Raw genomic sequence first — 21,307 nt, 5'->3', positions numbered from 1 at the left:
GCGGAAGGCCCTTTGTCTTTTCAGGCGCGCCGTTTCAAGGCGCCCGTGTTCGCGGCATTTGCCGGACGGCTCGGAACGACCGCTCCAGCAACCGCCCCGCCGGCGGTCAGGGCCGCGGCGGCGACTGAATATCGCCGATATGCCCGTCCGGGCTCGGCACATCTTCGAACGTGTCGCCTGCGCTTGCTTCGCCGATGCGCCGCGCCTTATCGCCCACCAGCATCTGCGGCTCGTGCAGCATCTCGCCGACGTTGTCGCCGAACCGGCTCTCAACAAACGCCCGCAGCAGCGCCACCCGCACCGAGTCTGCGCGCCCCTCCACCGTTCCACGGCCGCCTTCGAATTCCGCGACGCAGTGCGCGGGACCTTCCTCGCTGCGCTCGCGCATTTCCAGCCGGCGCGCGCGTTCGAGCACCACCGCCGCGGCGTCCCATGAAGTAGTAGGCGTAAAACGGCCGTCCCACGGACGCCCCCGGTCGTTACCGCGAATCGCGACGGTCTCGCCGCTGTCGGTGAACTGAATTTCGCGCACGAAGTCGTGCAGGCTGCGGGCCACCCAATAGTCGAGCGCGAGGCCCTCGAGGTCAGCTACTTTCATCAGCGTTCTCCCTGAGTTTTCAGGTCAGACTCGCCTATGGCCGGTGCGTTCCTGCAGAAGAAAGGAGATTGACGGCGCAGATGAGCGCCGACACTCAGTAATCGGCCCGCTCGCGCTCGATGCGCATGCCGCCGTCATGCCGGTGATGCCCGTCGTCGCTCGGCCGCTCGCGCGCAATGCGCATGACGTCGAGGTTCGTGCGCACGCGGCGCATGACGTTGGCGAGATGCACGCGATCGCTGACCTGAATCACAAAGCGCAGAATCGTGGATTCCTGCGACAAGTCCTCGTCCATCGCAATGTGCACGATGTTCGCGTCCGCCGAGGTAATGTCCGCGGCGACTCGCGCGAACACGCCCTTGGTGTTCTTGACGAGCACCTTCACGGCAACGTCGAAAAGACGCCCTGGTTGCGGCGCCCACGCAACGTCGATCCAACGCGCGGGATCGCGCCGGTGAATGCGCTGCGCCACGCGGCAATCGGTCGTATGAATCGCCATGCCGAGGCCGATGCCGATGTAGCCCATGATGTTGTCGCCCGGAATGGGGCGGCAGCAGGCGGACAGCTGCACCGACATGCCTTCCGTGCCGGTAATCACGACCGGCGGCGCATGAGGCGCGGAGCTGGAATCGGAGCGCGAGCCATCGTCGTCCGCGTCGCGGCCGCTCATCAGCACTTCGATGCGTTTAGCCATGACCGCCGCGACGCGCCGCCCAAGACCAATGTCCGCGAAAATTTCCTGGCCGTTCTTGTTGCCCGTCCACTGCACGAGCTTTTCCCACGCCTCGGGCGTGACGTCCGACAGCGCGAGACCGTAGCCCTTCAATGCCTGGTCGACGAGACGCTCGCCAAGCTGAACCGATTCGTTCAGCCGCATGGTCTTCAGATAATGGCGAATCGCGGAACGCGCCTTGCCGGTGCGCACGAAGCCGAGCCACGCCGGATTTGGCTTCGAATACGGCGCGGTAATGACTTCGACGATATCGCCGCTCTTCAGCTCGGTGCGCAGCGGCAGCAATTCATTGTTGATCTTGACGGCGACGCACTGGTTGCCCAGGTCGCTGTGGATCGAATACGCGAAGTCGAGCGCCGTGGCGCCGCGCGGCAGCGCCATGATTTTCGACTTTGGCGTGAACACATAGACCGCGTCCGGGAACAGGTCGATCTTCACGTGTTCGAGGAATTCGCTCGAATCGCCCGCTTCGCTCTGAATGTCGAGCAGCGACTTGAGCCACTGGTGCGCGCGCTTTTGCACGTCGTTCAGATCGGCGCTGCCGTTCTTGTACAGCCAGTGCGCGGCGACGCCCGCTTCGGCGATTTCATGCATCTTGCGCGTGCGCACCTGAAACTCGATCGGCGCGCCGAACGGACCGACGAGCGTGGTGTGCAGCGACTGATACCCGTTGACCTTCGGGATCGCGATGTAGTCCTTGAATTTGCCCGGTACGGGCTTGTACAAGGCGTGTAGTGCGCCGATGCAGGTATAGCACTCGAGCGCACTGTCGACCACGACGCGAAAGCCGTATACATCGAGCACCTGCGAGAACGACAGCTGCTTGTCACGCATCTTCTTGTAGATGCTGAAGATGGTTTTCTCGCGGCCGGTGACTTCGGCGTCGATCTTCGCGTCGGCAATGGCGCGCTGCACCGACTCCAGAATCTTGCCGACCACTTCGCGCCGGTTGCCGCGCGCCGCCTTCACCGCTTTTTCGAGCGTGGCGTAACGGTGCGGATTGAAGTTCGCGAAGCTCAGGTCCTGCAACTCGCGATACGTATTGTTCAGACCGAGCCGGTGGGCGATCGGCGCGTAAATGTCCAGCGTTTCGCGCGCCACGCGGCGGCGCTTTTCCGGCGGCACTGCGCCGAGCGTGCGCATGTTGTGCAGGCGGTCGGCGAGCTTCACCAGAATCACGCGGACGTCGCGCGCCATGGCGAGGAGCATCTTGCGGAAGTTTTCCGCCTGCGCTTCCTCGCGATTGCGAAACTCCATTTTGTCGAGCTTCGACAAACCGTCGACCAGTTCCGCGACCTTCGCGCCGAAACGCTCGGCGAGTTCCGCCTTGGTCACGCCCTGGTCTTCCATCACGTCGTGCAGCAGCGCCGCCATGATGGCCTGGCCGTCCAGGTTCCAGCCGGCGCAGATTTCCGCGACGGCGACCGGGTGCGTGATGTAGGGCTCGCCGCTCTGGCGATACTGGCCGAGGTGCGCTTCGTCGCTGAAATGGAAGGCCGCCTTGACCTCCTTGATTTCTTCCGGCTGCAGGTAGCCGGACAATGCGGAGGTCAGCTTGGCAATGGAAACGACGTCATGCCGGCGCGGCTGCTCCGGCGTGGCAGTCGGTCCGAACAGATGGCGAAACGACTGTTCGAGGACCGCGTCGATGTACTTGCGAGCAGACGAAGGCGAATCGGCGTCGTGCTCCGCTTCCGTAGCGGTGGGCGGGGTGATACTCATGTTCGCCTCCGTAGCGGTTGGGAGTGGACGCCGGTCTGCAGCTCGATGCAATCAGGTGTAGCAGAGACCGCTAAAAATTGCGGCAGGAAGACTGGCTGACCGATCTGGCCGATCAGCAAACGACCGTGGAGACAGTGCGCGTTAAACCGGCACCTTCTTCAGCATTTCGACACCGACCTGGCCGGCCGCGATTTCGCGCAGCGCGACGACCGTGGGCTTGTCGCGGCTTTCGATCTTCGGCGTATGGCCTTGAGCGAGCTGACGCGCGCGATAAGTTGCGGCGAGCGCGAGTTCGAAACGGTTCGGGATCTGTTTGAGACAGTCTTCGACGGTAATGCGGGCCATGTTGGGTTCCTTCTCAGTATGTTGCTTATTCTACCTTATGTGCTCGAATCGCCGCCGCGCTCAGGGGTGCGGGAGGTGAATGCCGAGCTGCACGAAAAGCTGCGTATGACGCGCGTATTGCGAGGCGAAGCGCGAGCGCGTTGCCGCCACGAGGCACTGCAGTTCGCCGAGCGCGCGATCGAAGTTCTCGTTGATCACCACGTACTCCGCTTCGGCTGCGTGCGCCATCTCGCTGCCGGCCGCGAGCAGGCGTCGCGTGATGACGTTCGGCTCGTCCTGGCCGCGCTTTTTCAGACGCTCTTCGAGCGCTTCGAGCGACGGCGGCAAGATGAAGATTTCCACTGCGTTGTGAAACTGCTTCTTCACCTGCTGCGCGCCTTGCCAGTCGATTTCGAGCAGCACGTCATGGCCGCTTTTCATCTGCTCCTCGATCCACACGCGCGACGTGCCGTAGTAGTTGCCGTGCACTTCCGCGCTTTCGAGGAACTCGCCCGCGTCGTGCCGCCGCATGAAGTCGTCGACCGTGGTGAAGTGATAGTGCTCGCCGTCCTGCTCCTTTGGACGCGGCGGGCGCGTCGTGTACGAGATCGACAGACGGATCGCGTCGTCGCCGGCGAGCAGCGCGTTCACGAGCGTCGACTTGCCGGCGCCCGAAGGCGCGACGACCATGAACAGGTTGCCGGGATAGGCGCCGGCATACGGGTTGCGCGGTGCGCCGCTTTCGCGTGTGTGATGATCGGTCATGTTGTGATGCTCCGGCCTTATTCCAGATTCTGTACCTGCTCGCGCATCTGTTCGATGAGCAGCTTGAGCGTCATCGACGAATCCGCCAGTTCCTTCGCCGCCGCCTTCGAGCCGAGCGTGTTCGCCTCGCGATTGAGCTCCTGCATCATGAAGTCGAGCCGCTTGCCCACCTTGCCGCCCTTCTGGATCACGTGGCGCGTTTCGTTCAGATGCGCGGTAAGGCGCGACAGTTCTTCGGCAATGTCGATGCGGATGCCGTACATCGTCACTTCCTGGCGAATCCGCTCGTTGATCTCTTCGCGCGACACGATGGTCGCAGCCGTGTCCGGCGCGGCAATGCCGAGCGCCTCCTGCAAACGCTCGACGATCTTCTGCTGATGCTTCGCGATCAGCTCCGGCACGAGCGGCGTGATCTTCGTGACGATCGCTTCCATCTCCGTGACGTTGGCGATCAGCATGTTGGCGAGCTGCGCGCCTTCGCGGGCCCGCACGTCGATCAGATCCGCAAGCGCCTCTTTGCCGCACGCGAGCACCGCATCGCGCAGCTCGTCGGGCGCCACGCCCGTTTCGGCGAGCACGCCGGGCCAGCGCAGAATCTCGCCGGTGCGCAGACGCCCAGCGTCGGGAAACGTCGCGAGCACCGTGCGCTCGAGCAGCGCCAGTTGCGTCAGCGCGTCATGATTGATCGAACCCGCGTTCGCCGTCTGTTCGCTACGCTGCAGATTGATGCGAATATCCACCTTGCCGCGCGACAGCTTGTTCATCAGCATTTCGCGCAACGTGGGTTCGCACACGCGCACGTCTTCGGGCATACGGAAGTTCAGGTCGAGAAAGCGCGAATTCACCGTGCGCAGTTCGACCGACACGCTCACGCCGCCCGTGCCCGACGCCGCGACGAGTTCGCGGGTCGCGCTCGCATAGCCAGTCATGCTGTAGATCATCGTATTTCTCGCGATGGTGGCCGCGCGCGAGGCGCCAGCCGAAGAGTCGAATCGCCCGGCGTGTACGAGACGCGAGGCGGTGAACACGCATTATCCCATTTTTGGCGATGAGACCCCTTGTAGAGCCACAGCCGACGCGGCTGGCCGCCGGACGCCTGGCTCGCGCGATCGGCTGTAAAATCGTGCTTTCCCCTCCTGCATTCTTCCTCACCGAATCCACTATGACCGACACCACTCAACGCCCGAGCGGGCGCCTTGCCGATCAACTGCGCGACGTGCGCATCACGCGCCACTACACGAAGCACGCGGAGGGCTCGGTGCTGGTCGAATTCGGCGACACCAAGGTGATCTGCACCGCGAGCATCGCGGAGACCGTGCCGTCGTTTCTGCGCGATCGCGGCCAGGGCTGGCTCACCGCCGAATACGGCATGCTGCCGCGCGCCACGCACACGCGCAGCGACCGCGAAGCCGCGCGCGGCAAGCAGACTGGGCGCACGCAGGAAATCCAACGTCTGATCGGGCGCGCGCTGCGTTCCGTGTTCGACCTCGAGAAACTGGGCGCGCGCACGCTGCATATCGACTGCGACGTCATCCAGGCGGACGGCGGCACGCGCACGGCCAGCATCACCGGCGCGTTCGTCGCCGCGCACGATGCCGTGAGCAAATTGCTGGCGGCGGGCCGCATCGAAAGCTCGCCTATCAGCGATTTCGTCGCGGCGATCTCGGTCGGCGTGTATGACGGCGTGCCGGTGCTCGACCTCGACTACGACGAAGACTCGCAATGCGACACCGACATGAATGTGGTGATGACCGGCGCGGGCGGCTTCGTCGAAATTCAGGGCACCGCCGAGGGCGCGCCTTTCTCGCGCGACGAAATGAACGCGCTGCTCGATCTGGCGAGCCACGGCATCGCGACGTTGATCGCCAAGCAGAAAGCGGCATTGGAGTATCGAGGTGAGTGAAGTTCGCGAACGTCATGGCGCGCCGTTGAACAAAGTCGTGCTCGCGTCGAACAACGCGGGCAAGTTGCGCGAGTTCGCGGCGCTGCTCGGCGCGGCCGGCATCGAATTGATTGCGCAAGGCGAACTCGGCGTGCCCGAAGCGGAAGAGCCGCATCCCACCTTCGTTGAAAACGCTTTGGCGAAGGCGCGTCATGCCGCGAAGCTGACCGGCCTGCCCGCCCTCGCCGACGATTCGGGCCTCTGTGTGCGGGCGCTGCGCGGCGCGCCGGGCGTTTATTCGGCGCGTTACGCTCAACTCGCCGGCGGCGAAAAAAGCGACGCCGCCAACAACGCGCGGCTCGTGTCGGCGCTGCAAGGCCAAACCGATCGGCGCGCGTACTACTACTGCGTGCTCGCGCTCGTGCGTCACGCAGACGACCCCGAGCCGCTGATCGCCGAAGGTCGCTGGCGTGGAGAGATGCTGGATGCGCCGCGCGGCTCGCACGGCTTTGGCTACGATCCGTACTTCTTCTTGCCGTCGCTGAACGCGAGCGCGGCGGAGCTCGAACCGGCGGTGAAGAACGCCAGCAGCCATCGCGCGATTGCGCTGCGCCACCTGCTCGCGCGTCTGACGGAGGAAGCGTGATTCCGATCAAACCGACGCCCGCCGACGTCGGCAACGGCGTCATCAAGGCATTCACGTCGCCGGGCAGCATCCGCCTGACGTCGTTGCCGCCGCTCTCGCTGTACGTGCATTTTCCGTGGTGCGTGCGCAAGTGTCCGTACTGCGATTTCAACTCGCATGAGTGGAAAGGTGAGACTTTCCCCGAGAACGATTATCTGGACGCGCTGCGCGCCGACCTGGAGATGGCGCTGCCGCTCGTGTGGGGCCGGCAGGTGCATACGGTGTTTATTGGCGGGGGTACGCCGAGCCTGCTGTCCGCGGCGGGGCTCGACCGCATGCTGTCGGATATTCGCGCGCTGCTGCCGCTCGACGCCGACGCGGAAATCACGCTCGAGGCCAACCCCGGCACCTTCGAAGCCGCGAAGTTCGCGCAGTTTCGCGCAAGCGGCGTGAACCGCCTGTCGGTGGGCATTCAGAGTTTCAATGAAGCGCATCTGAAAGCGCTCGGCCGGATTCATGATTCGACGCAGGCGCGTCGTGCCGTGGAGGTCGCCGCGAACACGTTCGACAATTTCAACCTCGACCTGATGTTCGCGCTTCCGCGGCAAACGCTCGCCGAATGCCAGGCGGATGTGGAGACCGCGTTGTCGTTCGCGCCGCCGCATCTTTCGCTGTATCACCTCACGCTCGAACCCAACACGCTGTTTGCGAAATTCCCGCCCGCCTTGCCGGACGACGACGCCTCCGCCGACATGCAGGACTGGATTCACGAGCGCACGTCGGCGGCGGGTTATGGGCGCTATGAAGTGTCGGCGTATGCGAAGCCGCATCGGCAGAGCAAACACAACCTCAACTACTGGCGCTTTGGCGATTATCTCGGCATTGGCGCGGGCGCGCATACGAAGCTGTCGTTTCCGAACCGCGTGCTGCGGCAGGCGCGCTACAAGCATCCGGCCACGTTCATCGAGCAGGCGAAAGCCGGCTCGGCGGTGCAGGAAGAGCATGAGGTGAGCGCGCGCGACCTGCCGTTCGAATTCATGCTGAATGCGCTGCGGCTGGTGGAAGGCTTTCCGGTGCACCGGTTCATCGAACGCACGGGTTTGCCGATGACCTCCGTCGAACCGGCTCTGCAGGAAGCGGAGCGCCGCAAACTCATCACGCGCGACCACGAAAAGATTGCGCCGACGCCGCTTGGCCAGGCGTTTCTGAACGATCTGCAGGCGCTCTTTCTGAAAGATCCGCAGTGAATGCGGACGTACATCGCGCCGCAGCGGCGTCTTTTCAGGTTACAATTTGCGGCTTGGAGGTGTGGCCGAGTGGTTTAAGGCACCGGTCTTGAAAACCGGCGAAGGAGTGATCCTTCCGTGAGTTCGAATCTCACCGCCTCCGCCAGATTCCTTCAATACGAACATGGGCCGCACGGCCCATTTTTCGTTTCTGGCCTCGGCGGCTAGTCGCGACTAGTCGCGGCTGGGCTACTACGGCGTAGCGCTGCTAGCCACGCGCCGCCTCGAAACAGGCGCCCGACGACTTCGTCAGACACTCACCGCTTCGAGCCTCTCGCGCGCATCGGCGCAACGCCGGTTGAGGTCGCGATGCATCAACTGGCTGTCGAGCAGCGACGATACATCGGTCAAGCCATAATCAAAGCGCAAGACGTATTCGATGTCCGTGTAATCGTGATAGGCGCCGCTGTCGGCCAGCTTCTGCGCTTCGGCGAAAGCCGCATGTTGCCGCTCGCCGTTCATCAAATCTCTGATCGCCATGATTGCCGCTCCGAGGAACAGTGACCTCATCATAGCAATGCAAATTCACACGCAAGGTCGCGTGCGCGCAACACCTGGTGTTTTCCGGTAGATGCGGCGCGCGCCGCCGCGCGGGCCGCGCTGCGCGGCCGACGGCCCCACGCGGCCGTCAGGCAGCCGCCGCCGTTGGCGACGACTTCAAGCGACAGCCACCGGCGCCTTCGTCCCGTGCCATCTGACGACCAGAATGCGCCCGACATAACACAGCGATCCCGCCACGCCCACCACGATCCCCATGCCCTTGGGCGAGCCGTCCGGCCACAGGCCGACGGCGAGGCTCGACAGCGCGCCGAGCGCCAGTTGCACCGCGCCGAACACGGCGGCCGCCGCGCCCGCGTTCACCGGATAGCGATGCATCAGATCCGTAGTGCAATTGGCCGACAGCAAGCCCACCACGCCGACGACGAAAAACAGGCCCGCCACGATCGACCACAAGCCGCCCCACCCCGTCAGCGAGACAAGGCACACGAACAGCGACGCGATGCAACTCACGGTGGCCGCGAAAGAAATGATCGGCAACGACCCGAGCTGACCGACGAGCCGCGTGTTCATGAAATTGCCGAACATGATGCCGACGATGTTCAGCGCGAACAGGAAGCCATAGTGCTGCGCCGACACGTGAAAATATTCGATGTAGACGAACGGCGTGGCCGTGATGTACGCGAACATCGACGCGAACGCCATGCCGCCGCACAGCATGTGCCCCCAGGCAACCGGGTCGCGCAACAAGCGGCCATAGGCAGCAAACGACTTCAGCAGCGCCGAGTGCGCGCGCTTCTCGCGCGGCCAGGTTTCCGGCACCCTGAGGAACGCGGTCACTGCGCACGCGGTGCCGAACAGCGTCAGCGCGACAAAGACGACGCGCCAGCCGCCGAGCAGCAGCAGTTGCCCGCCGATCAGCGGCGCGAGCAACGGCCCGATCGACGTGACGATGGCGAGCATCGACAGCACCCGGGCCGCGTCGGTCGGACGGTGGGCATCGCGCGCAATGGCGCGAGCCAGCACGGATGCGGCGCCGGCCCCAAGCGCCTGCACGAAGCGGAACGTCACGAGCGCGCCGATCGAGAACGACAGCGTGCAGGCAATGCTCGCCAGTGCATACATGATGATGCCGCCGAGCAGCACCGGCCGGCGGCCATACGTATCCGACAGCGGGCCATAAAGCAGCATGCCGATCGAAAAGCCGAACATGAAACTGGTGAGCGTGGTTTGTGCCGCGCTCGTGCCGATCGCGAACGCCTGCGCGATGGTGGGCAAGCTCGGCAGATACATGTCGATCGAAATCGGCCCGCAGGCGGCGAGCGCGCCGAGCAACAGAATCAGCCGGCCATCTGGCCGGCGTCCGGTGACATGAGACATGGGAATCCAGGTGAAGCGCGCGTCTTTCGGCAAAGCGGCGCGCGGTGAGACGAAGGGCCGGCATTGACCCGGTCGATTGTACGCGACGCTGACAGCGGCCGCCGCGTCGCGCGCAAGAGAAACGGCGCCGGGCATGGGAATTGGACCCAGCCTTGCGGCAAGCACGTCGCTGATCGGTTAAGCTGCCGCGTGAAGCGCTCGGCGTCGCGCGCAGATAAGAAAGCGGCGCCCCGTCCCGACCTCCCCCTGCAACATTGCAATGACTGCATTCCTGCTGATCTGGAGCCCCAAAAAATGGCCGTGGCCCGAGTTGCCCGACGTGGCCCGACGCGTTGCAACGGGCATCGCCGTGGCCGACGTCTGGGGCTGCGGATTCGCCCGCGGCATTCTGCCCGGCGATCGGGTGTTTCTGCATCGCGTCGCCATGGAACCGAAGGGCATCTTCGGCTCAGGCTATGTAACGCGGGCGCCGTACGAAGTTCCGGATCCGGCGACAAAGCGCGGCTACCGCCTGTGCATCGACTTCGTGTACGACTGGCTCGTCGACGCCCATCAGCAGGTGGTGATTCCTCGCGACTCGTTGCGCGCGCATCCATTTTCGGTCCAGACATGGGACGCGCAGAGCTCGGGCACGGTGATCAAACCGATTGCGGAAGGCGCGCTCGAAAAGCGCTGGGCCGAACTGACCGGCAAACGTAAGCCGCCCGCCCTAGGGGCGCCAGCGGGCCCGGTGCGTTCAAGTAAAGGGTCGGCACATGCGGCGGCTGCAGAGGCCCGCGCGCCGTCGGCAAAGACACCCGCGGGCAAACGCCCACCGGAGCGCTGAAAACGCGCTCGAATGCCACGCCCGCGCGCAAAACCCGTTCGCACCGACTCCGGTACAATTTCCTCACCTACCGGCGCCGCGCAAACCGCGCCGCCGCGCAACCCCATTCCGTCATTGCCATGTCCAAAAACCAAACCCTCTTCGACCGCGCGCAACGCACCATTCCCGGCGGCGTCAATTCGCCTGTGCGCGCGTTCCGCTCGGTCGGCGGCACGCCGCGCTTTATCGAGCGCGCACAAGGGCCCTACTTCTGGGACGCCGACGGCCAGCGCTACATCGACTACATCGGCTCATGGGGCCCGATGATTCTCGGCCACGTGCACCCCGAGGTGCTCGAAGCGGTGCAGCGTGTGCTCGCCAACGGCTTCTCGTTCGGCGCGCCCACCGAATCCGAGATCGAAATCGCGGAGGAAATCTGCAAGCTCGTGCCGTCAATCGAACAGGTGCGGATGGTTTCGAGCGGCACGGAAGCGACCATGAGCGCCCTGCGTCTCGCGCGCGGCTTCACGAACCGCAGCCGCATCGTCAAGTTCGAAGGCTGCTATCACGGCCATGCCGACAGCCTGCTCGTGAAAGCCGGCTCGGGCCTGCTGACGTTCGGCAATCCCACCTCGGCAGGTGTGCCGGTCGACATCGCCAAGCACACCACGGTGCTCGAATACAACAACGTCGCGGCGCTCGAAGAGGCGTTCAAGGCCTTCGGCAACGAAATCGCCTCCGTGATCGTCGAGCCGGTGGCAGGCAACATGAACCTCGTGCGCGCAACACCCGAGTTCCTGCAAGCATTGCGGCGCCTGTGCACCGAATACGGCTCCGTACTGATTTTCGACGAAGTCATGTGCGGCTTCCGGGTCGCGCTCGGCGGCGCACAGCAGGTCTACGGCATCACGCCGGACCTCACTTGCCTCGGCAAGGTGATCGGCGGCGGCATGCCGGCCGCGGCCTTCGGCGGGCGGCGCGACATCATGGCCCACCTCGCGCCGCTCGGCGGCGTCTACCAGGCCGGCACGCTGTCGGGCAATCCGATCGCGGTCGCCGCGGGCCTGAAAACGCTGCAACTGATTCAGGCGCCGGGCTTCTACGAGACGCTTGCCGCCCGCACCGCCCGACTCGCGCAAGGGCTTGCGCAGGTCGCGCGCGAAGCCAATGTGCCATTCTCGGCCGATTCGCTCGGCGGCATGTTCGGGCTCTACTTCACCGAGTCGATTCCGGCCAGTTTCGCGCAAGTCACGAAAAGCGACGTGCCGCGCTTTAACGCGTTCTTTCACAAGATGCTCGACGCGGGCGTGTACTTCGCGCCCTCCGCGTATGAGGCGGGCTTCGTTTCGATGGCTCACGACGACGCCATCGTCGACGCCACGATCGAAGCGGCGCGCGGCGCGTTCGCGTCGCTGAGCGCCTGACGCACTCGCCGCAAGCGCTCACCGCAACCGCCCACGCCCAGTCACCGTACCCACCCGACACGATGTTCTCGCAAACCGACTTCGTCCACATGGAACGCGCGCTCGCGCTTGCGAAGCGCGGCATGTACACCACCGACCCCAATCCGCGCGTGGGTTGCGTGATCGTCCAGAACGGCGAGGTGATCGGCGAAGGATTCACGCAGCCGGCCGGCCAGGACCATGCCGAGATCCGCGCAATGAAAGACGCGCGCTCGCGCGGTCACGATCTGCGCGGCGCAACCGTCTACGTCACACTCGAACCGTGCAGCCATTTCGGCCGCACGCCGCCGTGCGCGAACGCGCTGATCGAAGCGCAGGTCGCGCGCGTGGTCGCCGCCATGGAAGACCCGAACCCGCAGGTGTCCGGCCGCGGCCTCGCGATGTTGCGCGACGCCGGCATCGAAGTGCGCTGCGGGCTGCTCGCCAATGAAGCGCAGGAGTTGAACATCGGCTTCGTGTCGCGCATGACGCGCGGCCGGCCATGGGTGCGCATGAAAGTGGCCGCGTCGCTCGATGGCCGCACCGGCCTGCCTTCGGGCGTCAGCCAGTGGATCACCGGTGAAGCGGCGCGTGCCGACGGCCATGCCTGGCGCGCCCGCGCGTCGGCGATTTTGACCGGCATCGGCACCGTCAGGGAAGACGATCCGCGCATGACCGTGCGCGCCGTCGACACGTCGCGCCAGCCGCAACGCGTGCTGATCGACAGCCAGCTGGAAGTTTCTCCGCAGGCGCAGATTCTCGCCGGCGCACCCACGCTGATTTTCTGCGGCAATCTGGACGAGCGGCACAGCGAACGCGTGCAGGCGTTGCGCAATCGCGGCGCGGAGATCGTCGAAATGGCCAACGCAGCGGGCAAGGTCGACCTGCCCGCCATGTTGAAGGTGCTTGGCGAGCGCCAGGTGAACGAGCTGCACGTAGAGGCCGGCTACAAGCTGAACGGCTCGCTGTTGCGCGAAGGCTGCGTCGACGAATTGCTGGTGTACCTCGCGCCCAGCCTGCTCGGCAACGACTCCATGAGCATGTTCAATCTGAGCGCGCCGGCAACACTGGAAGGCCGCGTCAAGCTTGCGTTTCACAACGTCGAGCGGATCGGCGACGATCTGCGGATTCTCGCGCGCTTCGTGCCAACGGGCGGCGCTGCACCCGGGTCCGACGCGGCGTCCCTACCCGTTTCGTTTTGATCAAGGATAAGTACGATGTTCACAGGAATCGTCGCGGCAGTGGGCCGCATCGAGTCGGTCAAGCCGCTCGGCACGAACGGCGACGCGGGCGTGCGCCTGAACGTTGAGGCCGGCGGGCTCGATCTCGCCGACGTGCAGCTCGGCGACAGCATCACCATTCAGGGCGCGTGCATGACCGTGGTCGCGAAAACGGACCATTCGTTCGAGGTCGACGTGTCCCGCGAAAGCCTGAACCGCACGGCGGGCCTCAGCGAAGTGGGCGAAGTCAACCTGGAAAAAGCGCTGCGCGCGCACGACCGGCTGGGCGGCCACATCGTCTCCGGTCACGTGGACGGTTTGGGCATCGTGACCCATTTCGCGCCCGTCGGCGAGTCGCACGAACTGCGCGTGCTGGCGCCGCGCGAGATTGGCCGCTATCTCGCATACAAGGGTTCAATCACTGTCAACGGCGTGAGTCTCACCGTCAACTCGGTTAAAGATCGCGACGACGGCTGCGAGTTCTCGATCAATCTGATTCCGCACACGGTGGAAGTCACCGCGCTCAAGCATCTGCGTGCGGGCACGCCGGTGAATCTGGAAATCGATCTGATTGCGCGGTATGTGGAGCGGATGCTCAACGCCCCGAAATAAGCGCTGCACCCGGTAGCGGTGTCCTTTAAGGCGGCAACAAAAAGCAAAGCCGGCGCCGCCGCGCTTATCAGCGGCACCTTAGCGCTTCCGCCAGTTCATGCATTCATCGTTTGGCCGAGGATAGCAAGGGCTGACAGCGATCACCAGTCGGCCAAACGGGCTATGCCATCCGGCGGAGGGGACTTGGCACCGCGCGTGGCGTAAAATACGCGCTTTCCCGAAAAACTCGCCACCATGACGCTCGCCTCCACTCCAGAGATCATCGCCGAACTCAAAGCCGGCCGTATGGTGATCCTCGTCGACGAAGAAGATCGCGAAAACGAGGGCGACCTCGTGCTCGCCGCCGAATTCGTCACGCCGGAAGCGATCAACTTCATGGCCCGCTACGGCCGCGGCCTGATCTGTCTGACGCTTACGCAGGAACGCTGCAAGCTGCTCAACCTGCCGCTCATGACGTACCGCAACGGCACGCAGTACGGAACCGCTTTCACGGTCAGCATTGAAGCAGCCGAAGGCGTGACCACCGGCATTTCGGCCGCCGACCGCGCCCGCACGATCGCCACGGCGGTCGCGCCGGAAGCGAAGGCCGAGCACATCGTGCAGCCGGGACACGTGTTTCCGATCATGGCCCAGCCGGGCGGCGTGCTCGTGCGCGCCGGCCACACCGAGGCGGGTTGCGACCTTACGGCGCTCGCCGGCCTGACGCCGGCTGCGGTGATCTGCGAAGTCATCAACGACGACGGCACCATGGCCCGCCTGCCCGACCTGATGGAATTCGCGAAGCAACACGATCTGAAGGTCGGCACGATCGCGGACCTGATCCACTATCGCAGCCGCACCGAATCGATTGTGGAGCGCATATGCGAGCGCACCATGCAAACCGCGCACGGCGCGTTCCGCGCGGTCATGTACCTCGACCAGCCGAGCGGCCAGCCGCACATCGCGCTCGTGCGCGGCACGCCCACGCCCGACCAGGAGACGCCGGTGCGCGTGCATGAGCCGCTGTCGGTGCTGGATCTGCTCGAAGTCGGCGAGTCCACGCATTCGTGGACACTCGACGCAGCCATGAAGGAAATCGCCTCGCGCGAACTCGGCGTGATCGTGCTGCTCAACTGCGGCGACTCGAAAGAACATCTGATCGACGTGTTCAAGGCGTTCGATTCAAAGGAAAAAGCAGACGCGCTGAAGCGCCGGCCCGTCGACTTCAAGACCTACGGCATCGGCGCGCAGATTTTGCGCGAGCTCGGCGTGGGCAAGATGCAGGTGCTGTCGAACCCGCGCAAGCTGGGCAGCATGTCGGGCTACGGCCTCGAAGTCACCGGCTTCGTGCCGATGCCCGGCGGCACCACGCAGACTCCGCAATAAGGCTGATCCGATCATTCACGCGCCTCGCGCCCACTCAAACACTACGGAATCAACATGGAAATCGGACAATACCAACCGAACCTCGACGGCGACGGACTGCGCATCGGCATCGTCCAGGCGCGCTTTAACGAACCCGTTTGCAACGGTCTCGCGGACTCGTGCATCGAAGAGCTGGAACGCCTCGGCGTGGCGGGCGAAGACGTGCTGCTCGTCACCGTGCCGGGCGCGCTGGAAATCCCGCTCGCACTGCAAAAGCTCGCCGAAAGCGCCCAGTTCGACGCGCTCATCGCGCTAGGCGCCGTCATTCGCGGCGAAACGTATCACTTCGAACTGGTGTCGAACGAAAGCGGTGCCGGCATCACGCGCATCGGCCTCGACTTCGGCATCCCCGTCGCCAACGCCGTGTTGACCACGGAAAACGACGAACAAGCCGTCGCCCGCATGACCGAAAAAGGCCGTGACGCGGCGCGCGTGGCCGTCGAAATGGCGAATCTCGCAGTCGCGCTCGAGCAACTGGGCGGCGACGACGAAGAAGAAGACGAAGAAGAGGAAGAGGCATGAAGAGCGCACGCCGACGCTCCCGCGAACTGGCCACGCAGGGGCTTTATCAGTGGCTGCTGTCGGGTTCGCCCGGCGGTGAAATCGACGCGCAACTGCGCGGCGCGCAGGGCTTCGACAAAGCAGACCATGAGCATTTGGACGCGATTCTGCACGGCGTGATCCGCGATTCGGAGGCGCTGTCCGCCGATATCGCACCGTGTCTGGACCGTCCGATCGACCAGCTTTCGCCGGTCGAACGCGCAGTGCTGCTGGTCGCCGCATTTGAACTGAAGAATCACATCGACATTCCGTACCGCGTGGTGATCAACGAAGCCGTGGAACTCGCCAAGACGTTTGGCGGCGCGGACGGCTACAAGTACGTGAACGGCGTGCTGGACAAGCTGGCGGCCAAGCTGCGCGTGACCGAGACGGAAGCGGCTCGCAAGCGCTAGGCACGAGCCTGCGGGGCGGTGTGTGGTGCGTGGTGCGCGCGTGTTGCGTACAGCCGCGTATTTTTGCGCGGTTCGACGATTCGCGCCCGCTACGTTCGCGCCGCACGGCAGTCACCTCGGCTACCGCGCGAATGCATCGCTGTGAGGACTGCGCCGCGCGCATCAACAAATGCGCGAAGCGCAGCCCGTTTCTGCTTCTGGACTGGATTTAACCGTATGAACTCCGTGACCGAACCTCTTGTGCGGCTTGCCGCTCGCGTCGACTCCATCCAGCCTTTCTACGTGATGGAGCTGGCCAAGGAGGCCGCGCTTCTCGAGCGCGATGGGCGGGACATCATTCACATGGGGATCGGCGAGCCCGACTTCACCGCGCCGGAACCGGTCATCGAGGCGGCCGCCACCGCGCTGCGCCGCGGCGTGACCCAATACACGAGCGCCGTCGGCCTCCACGCGTTGCGTGAAGCGATCTCGGCGCATTACGCCAGCGTCTACGGCGTCGACTTGGATCCCGCGCGCATCGTCGTGACGGCGGGCGCGTCGGCGGCACTTCTGCTCGCGTGTGCGGCACTGGTGGACCGCGACGACGAAGTGCTGATGCCCGACCCGTGCTACCCGTGCAACCGCCACTTCGTGATCGCGGCCGAAGGCAAGCCCGTCATGGTGCCGAGCGGTCCCGCCGAGCGCTTCCAGCTGACTGCCGCCGACGTCGAACGGCTCTGGAACGAGCGCACGCGCGGCGTGCTGCTCGCGTCGCCGTCCAACCCGACCGGCACATCGATCGAGCCGGCCGAACTCGAACGCATTGTGAAGACGGTGCGCTCGCGCGGCGGCTTTACGATCGTCGACGAAATCTACCAGGGCCTGAGCTACGACGCGAAGCCGGTGTCGGCGCTGTCGTATGGCGACGACGTGATCACCGTCAACAGCTTCTCGAAGTACTTCAACATGACAGGCTGGCGCCTCGGCTGGCTCGTCGTGCCGCCAGGCATGGTGAGCGCGTTCGAGAAGCTGGCGCAGAACCTCTTTATCTGCGCGTCCGCGCTGGCGCAGCACGCGGCGCTCGCGTGCTTCGAACCGCAAACCATTGCCACCTACGAAGCGCGCCGCCTGGAATTCAAGCGGCGTCGGGATTTCATTGCGCCGGCGCTGGAGTCGCTGGGCTTTGCGGTGCCCGTCATGCCCGACGGGGCGTTCTATGTCTACGCGGACTGCGGAACCGTCAATCACCCTGCCGCCGGCGACAGCTCCGCGCTCACCAAGGCGATGCTGCACGAAGCCGGCGTGGTGCTCGTGCCGGGCATGGATTTCGGCACCCATGCGCCGAAGCAATATATCCGGCTCTCGTACGCCACCGCGTATCCGAAGCTGGAGGAGGCGGTTGAGCGCCTCGGGCGGCTGTTCGGGCGGCACTAGGGCCTGGCAGCGGGAGCGCCCGGCGGCCGATTGATCCGCCGCCGCGTCGCCGGCCTGGTGCCCATCTGTGCTGCACTGGTGCTGGCGCGCGTTTCACCGGCGCTAAGGCGCCAGTGAAAACCTCAATGGCAAACCAGACCCGCAGACGAAAAAAAGGACACCCGAGGGTGTCCTTTTTTGTAGCTTCGGCTTCCGGCCATCTATATTGCGCCGGCCAAACGCTCACGCGCCCAGCTCGGCGCTCGAAGCCACGTGCTTGGGAGCATTCACGCTGGCATCGTCCTGTTCGGAAACCGGCGTATGGGCCGGCGACGCGGCGGCGCTCAAAGGATGGCTTCCTTCCAGCGTGACCTGCACGCGCTTGCCGTTGTTGCCGTTTGCAGCAGCCGACGCGGACGAAGACGACGCGTTGTTCGATGCCGTCACGACCGGAGCCTGCGGAGCATTGATGGGCACCTTGCGGCCCCGCGCGACGTCACGCAGACGCCCGCGCTCGGCCATCACCTTGGCGCCGTAGCCGCCATCGTCCTGCGACGTGGACCCGACATACAGACGCAAACCGCCCGGCAGCGAGCCGCCGCGGGCAATGCAGTCCTTCAGGACCAGCGCGCCGACCTTGATGTTCGCGAGCGGTTCGAGCGCCGCGCTCTCGCCGCCGAAATACTGGAATTTGTCCGAATGGACCTTGGACATGACCTGCATCAGACCTTGGGCGCCCACCCCGCTCTCGGCATACGGGTTGAAGCCGGATTCGATCGCCATGACCGACAGCAGCAGCAGCGGGTCGAGGCCGACTTCCCGGCCGGTGTCGAACGCCGCCTTCACAAGCTCGCTGACGGGCTCCTGAGCGACGCGATAGCGGCGGGCCAGGTACGACGCGACGAGCGCCTGCTCACGCGACGAGACGAGCACGCGGTCGTCGCGTGCGTCGGCGGAAACGCGTTGCGCCGGAATCAGCCGGGCCAACGCCGAGACGCTTTGCATGGTGCGCGGGTCGAGACCGTTGAGCGCCGCGATGCCCATGCCGGCCGAGCCGCTGCCGTCGAACGCCCCGTCGTAACTCGTGTTGCTGACGCTCACGCCGGCGTTGTTCGTGCCGTTCGCCACGTCGGCGCCGTTCGCGCCGCTGGTAGTGGACGACAGCGTTTCGCCCGACGAGGTATGCCCCGGCGGCGCGAAAGACGGCAGCGGGTTACCCTGCAGCAGGCGCGCGGGTCCGGCCTGCACGGCCGCGGAAAGCACGGGCATGAGCTTGGCCGCGAGCGTGCCGCGCCACGTCGGCATCAGCCACAGCGCGATGGCCAGCACGACGGCAATGCCGCCGACAATGCTGAACAGGTGATGACTCAATTGCGTCCCACGGCGCACTGCACCGCGCACGACCTGCGCGATACGTTCATCCGGACGCCACGATAACCAGGCGTTCATTCAGATCTCCCATGTTGCATGATCCGCGAATTCCGCTGAACAAACAGGCGGTAACACACATTCGCAGAGTCAAGACATCGCGCGCTCTGTCTGGTGAGGGCAGCAGCGACGTCGGGAAAACGGCAAATACCGTTTGTGGGGAGCCAACCTCAAAGCGGTCCGCGGCATGCGAAAAGCATGCGGCGGGGGCTCCCACGCGAAAAACCAGCGTCAGTAGGCGCTGGCGAGGACTTCAATAAGACCGACGAATACCGTGCAGGGCTTCGGTAAGCGGTGACGCGTTGCGTCAGATGGGACCGGGGGCGGTGGTAAAAGGTTCACGCCCTGCAACCAATGTGGACGGATTCTAGGGCACGGTTTTATAGATCGTCAACACTACAAACAGGCAAATGTATAACTAATTGTAATAAAAGAGGCGCTCCGGACCGCCTCAAGCACCGCCGCAAGCGCTTTGGCGGCGATTTGGCAGCGTTGGCTTGTCTTAGCCCATTCGGCCGATCTACGTGTGCTAGCCAACGCAGGTAAAATCGACAATCGGTTTGGCACCTGCAATAGCGTGGCGCCGTTTCTTCCTCGCCGCTTGCGGCACTGAACAGCAACAGATGAAATACAAAGATTTGCGCGACTTCGTCGGCCGCCTCGAGACAATCGGCGAACTGCGCCGTATCTCGCAAAAGGTCTCGCCCGTGCTCGAAATGACCGAGCTGTGCGACCGCGTACTGCGCGCCGGCGGGCCGGCCCTGCTGTTTGAGAACCAGGAGCGGCATGCGTTCCCGGTGCTCGGGAATCTGTTCGGCACGCCGCGCCGCGTGGCGCTCGGCATGGGTATCGACGCGCAGGCCGGCGAAGGCGACGGTGCCGCGCTCGAATCGCTGCGCGACGTCGGCCGGTTGCTGTCGGCGCTGAAGGAGCCGGAACCGCCCAAAGGTCTCAAGGACGCGGGCAAGCTCTTCTCGCTCGCGAAGGCGGTGTGGGACATGGCGCCAAAAACCGTGAGCGCGCCACCCTGTCAGGAAATCGTCTGGGAAGGCAACGACGTTGATCTCGAAAAGCTGCCCATCCAGACCTGCTGGCCGGGCGACGCCGGCCCGCTCATCACGTGGGGCCTGACCGTCACAAAAGGCCCGAACAAGAGCCGACAAAATCTCGGCATCTACCGCCAGCAGCTGATTGCGCGCAACAAGCTGATCATGCGCTGGCTCGCGCACCGCGGCGGCGCACTCGATTTCCGCGAATTCGCGCTGAAGAATCCGGGCAAACCGTATCCGGTCGCCGTCGTGCTGGGCGCGGATCCGGCCACCATCCTCGGGGCAGTCACGCCGGTGCCCGACACGCTCTCCGAATACCAGTTTGCCGGTCTGCTGCGCGGCGGACGAACCGAACTCGCCCGATGCCTCACGCCCGGGGTCGACAGCTTGCAGGTGCCGGCGCGCGCGGAGATCGTGCTCGAAGGCTTTATCTACCCGCAGCAAGGCGCATCCGCGCCTGCCCCCGCGGGCGCGCCGCCGCGGCCGGCCCGGGGCGCGTCTGCAGCTTACGAGCACGCGCTGGAGGGCCCTTACGGCGACCATACCGGCTACTACAACGAACAGGAGTGGTTTCCGGTGTTCACCGTCGAGCGCATCACGATGCGCCGCGACGCGATCTATCACTCCACCTACACGGGCAAACCGCCGGACGAGCCCGCCGTGCTCGGCGTGGCGCTCAACGAGGTGTTCGTGCCGTTGCTGCAAAAGCAGTTCACCGAAATCACCGACTTCTATCTGCCGCCCGAAGGCTGCAGTTACCGTATGGCCATCGTGCAGATGAAGAAGAGCTACGCCGGCCATGCCAAGCGCGTGATGTTCGGCGTCTGGAGCTTCCTGCGGCAGTTCATGTATACGAAGTTCATTGTCGTGGTCGACGAGGACATCAACATCCGCGACTGGAAAGAAGTGATCTGGGCGATCACGACCCGCGTCGACCCGACGCGCGATACGGTGCTTGTCGACCGCACGCCGATCGATTACCTCGACTTCGCGTCGCCGGTCGCAGGGCTCGGCTCGAAAATGGGACTCGACGCGACCAACAAGTGGCCCGGCGAAACCGACCGCGAATGGGGCCGGCCCATCGAGATGGACGCGGCAGTCAAGCAGCGAATCGACAGTTTGTGGAACGAGCTGGGCCTCTGAACGCCGCGCCTCACCGAATAACAAAATTGACGGAGCAGTTGCGCGG

Annotated in this window: 20 protein-coding genes and 1 tRNA gene; 13 read left to right on the top strand and 8 right to left on the bottom strand. The window is 64.6% G+C overall.

Annotation, left to right across the window (positions count from 1 at the left end; all coding sequences use genetic code 11):
* Window positions 1-106: 106 nt before the first annotated feature.
* From ACEN8U_RS17980 to ACEN8U_RS17960, 5 genes are all read right to left on the bottom strand, one after another.
* Complete coding sequence (locus ACEN8U_RS17980) at window positions 107-598, bottom strand: phage protein NinX family protein (RefSeq protein WP_015003534.1); 492 nt, start codon at window positions 596-598, stop codon at window positions 107-109.
* 94 nt (window positions 599-692) lie between these two features.
* Window positions 693-3,053: a RelA/SpoT family protein gene (locus ACEN8U_RS17975; RefSeq protein WP_015003535.1), complete on the bottom strand. Its 2,361-nt coding sequence runs from the start codon at window positions 3,051-3,053 to the stop codon at window positions 693-695.
* Window positions 3,054-3,194: 141 nt separating this feature from the next.
* Window positions 3,195-3,398 (bottom strand): DNA-directed RNA polymerase subunit omega, encoded by a 204-nt coding sequence (gene rpoZ / locus ACEN8U_RS17970; protein ID WP_006025620.1) that lies wholly within the window; start codon window positions 3,396-3,398, stop codon window positions 3,195-3,197.
* A gap of 60 nt (window positions 3,399-3,458) precedes the next feature.
* Window positions 3,459-4,142, bottom strand: a complete 684-nt coding sequence (gmk, locus tag ACEN8U_RS17965; protein WP_013589315.1) for a guanylate kinase — start codon at window positions 4,140-4,142, stop codon at window positions 3,459-3,461.
* Between the two features lie 17 nt (window positions 4,143-4,159).
* Window positions 4,160-5,083 (bottom strand): YicC/YloC family endoribonuclease, encoded by a 924-nt coding sequence (locus ACEN8U_RS17960; RefSeq protein ID WP_015003536.1) that lies wholly within the window; start codon window positions 5,081-5,083, stop codon window positions 4,160-4,162.
* A gap of 221 nt (window positions 5,084-5,304) precedes the next feature.
* Between ACEN8U_RS17960 and rph the strand changes: the two genes are divergently transcribed.
* The 4 genes from rph (at window position 5,305) to ACEN8U_RS17940 (ending at window position 8,041) form a co-directional block, all read left to right on the top strand.
* On the top strand, window positions 5,305-6,045 hold the full coding sequence (gene rph / locus ACEN8U_RS17955) for a ribonuclease PH (protein ID WP_015003537.1): 741 nt from the start codon (window positions 5,305-5,307) through the stop codon (window positions 6,043-6,045).
* On the top strand, window positions 6,038-6,670 hold the full coding sequence (gene rdgB, locus ACEN8U_RS17950) for an RdgB/HAM1 family non-canonical purine NTP pyrophosphatase (protein WP_015003538.1): 633 nt from the start codon (window positions 6,038-6,040) through the stop codon (window positions 6,668-6,670). The genes rph and rdgB overlap by 8 nt, the downstream gene beginning before the upstream one ends.
* On the top strand, window positions 6,667-7,896 hold the full coding sequence (hemW, locus tag ACEN8U_RS17945) for a radical SAM family heme chaperone HemW (protein WP_015003539.1): 1,230 nt from the start codon (window positions 6,667-6,669) through the stop codon (window positions 7,894-7,896). The genes rdgB and hemW overlap by 4 nt, the downstream gene beginning before the upstream one ends.
* Window positions 7,897-7,951: 55 nt before the next feature.
* Window positions 7,952-8,041: transfer RNA gene (locus tag ACEN8U_RS17940), tRNA-Ser, on the top strand.
* A 143-nt stretch (window positions 8,042-8,184) separates the two neighbouring features.
* Here the strand turns inward: ACEN8U_RS17940 and ACEN8U_RS17935 are convergent.
* Together ACEN8U_RS17935 and ACEN8U_RS17930 are read right to left on the bottom strand one after the other, a co-directional pair.
* On the bottom strand, window positions 8,185-8,415 hold the full coding sequence (locus ACEN8U_RS17935) for a hypothetical protein (RefSeq protein WP_013589320.1): 231 nt from the start codon (window positions 8,413-8,415) through the stop codon (window positions 8,185-8,187).
* Between the two features lie 177 nt (window positions 8,416-8,592).
* Window positions 8,593-9,813, bottom strand: coding sequence for a Bcr/CflA family multidrug efflux MFS transporter (locus ACEN8U_RS17930; protein ID WP_175126327.1), 1,221 nt, complete (start codon window positions 9,811-9,813; stop codon window positions 8,593-8,595).
* A 259-nt stretch (window positions 9,814-10,072) separates the two neighbouring features.
* Between ACEN8U_RS17930 and ACEN8U_RS17925 the strand changes: the two genes are divergently transcribed.
* From ACEN8U_RS17925 to ACEN8U_RS17890, 8 genes are all read left to right on the top strand, one after another.
* Window positions 10,073-10,639 carry a hypothetical protein gene (locus tag ACEN8U_RS17925; protein WP_015003540.1) on the top strand — a complete coding sequence of 189 codons (567 nt, stop codon included), beginning with the start codon at window positions 10,073-10,075 and terminating at the stop codon, window positions 10,637-10,639.
* A gap of 119 nt (window positions 10,640-10,758) precedes the next feature.
* Entirely contained in the window at window positions 10,759-12,042 is a 1,284-nt protein-coding gene (gene hemL / locus ACEN8U_RS17920) for a glutamate-1-semialdehyde 2,1-aminomutase (protein WP_015003541.1), read from the top strand.
* A gap of 62 nt (window positions 12,043-12,104) precedes the next feature.
* The gene (ribD, locus tag ACEN8U_RS17915; protein ID WP_015003542.1) at window positions 12,105-13,262 is read left to right on the top strand and encodes a bifunctional diaminohydroxyphosphoribosylaminopyrimidine deaminase/5-amino-6-(5-phosphoribosylamino)uracil reductase RibD; all 1,158 of its coding nucleotides are present in this window, start codon (window positions 12,105-12,107) and stop codon (window positions 13,260-13,262) included.
* Between the two features lie 15 nt (window positions 13,263-13,277).
* Window positions 13,278-13,892 carry a riboflavin synthase gene (locus ACEN8U_RS17910; protein ID WP_015003543.1) on the top strand — a complete coding sequence of 205 codons (615 nt, stop codon included), beginning with the start codon at window positions 13,278-13,280 and terminating at the stop codon, window positions 13,890-13,892.
* Window positions 13,893-14,126: 234 nt separating this feature from the next.
* Entirely contained in the window at window positions 14,127-15,257 is a 1,131-nt protein-coding gene (gene ribBA, locus ACEN8U_RS17905) for a bifunctional 3,4-dihydroxy-2-butanone-4-phosphate synthase/GTP cyclohydrolase II (protein WP_015003544.1), read from the top strand.
* Between the two features lie 54 nt (window positions 15,258-15,311).
* Window positions 15,312-15,818, top strand: coding sequence for a 6,7-dimethyl-8-ribityllumazine synthase (gene ribH, locus ACEN8U_RS17900; RefSeq protein ID WP_015003545.1), 507 nt, complete (start codon window positions 15,312-15,314; stop codon window positions 15,816-15,818).
* Complete coding sequence (gene nusB / locus ACEN8U_RS17895) at window positions 15,815-16,249, top strand: transcription antitermination factor NusB (RefSeq protein ID WP_013589327.1); 435 nt, start codon at window positions 15,815-15,817, stop codon at window positions 16,247-16,249. The genes ribH and nusB overlap by 4 nt, the downstream gene beginning before the upstream one ends.
* Before the next feature lie 216 nt (window positions 16,250-16,465).
* Window positions 16,466-17,662, top strand: a complete 1,197-nt coding sequence (locus ACEN8U_RS17890; protein ID WP_041745704.1) for a pyridoxal phosphate-dependent aminotransferase — start codon at window positions 16,466-16,468, stop codon at window positions 17,660-17,662.
* Window positions 17,663-17,884: 222 nt separating this feature from the next.
* Here the strand turns inward: ACEN8U_RS17890 and ACEN8U_RS17885 are convergent, their stop codons facing one another.
* Window positions 17,885-19,090, bottom strand: coding sequence for a lytic transglycosylase domain-containing protein (locus ACEN8U_RS17885; protein WP_015003547.1), 1,206 nt, complete (start codon window positions 19,088-19,090; stop codon window positions 17,885-17,887).
* A 602-nt stretch (window positions 19,091-19,692) separates the two neighbouring features.
* Between ACEN8U_RS17885 and ACEN8U_RS17880 the strand changes: the two genes are divergently transcribed.
* Window positions 19,693-21,261: a UbiD family decarboxylase gene (locus ACEN8U_RS17880; RefSeq protein WP_015003548.1), complete on the top strand. Its 1,569-nt coding sequence runs from the start codon at window positions 19,693-19,695 to the stop codon at window positions 21,259-21,261.
* Window positions 21,262-21,307: the final 46 nt, after the last annotated feature.

Origin of the sequence: Paraburkholderia phenoliruptrix (assembly GCF_047325075.1) — a bacterium.
Lineage (GTDB): Bacteria > Pseudomonadota > Gammaproteobacteria > Burkholderiales > Burkholderiaceae > Paraburkholderia > Paraburkholderia phenoliruptrix.
This window is presented reverse-complemented; position numbering and strand designations above follow the sequence as displayed.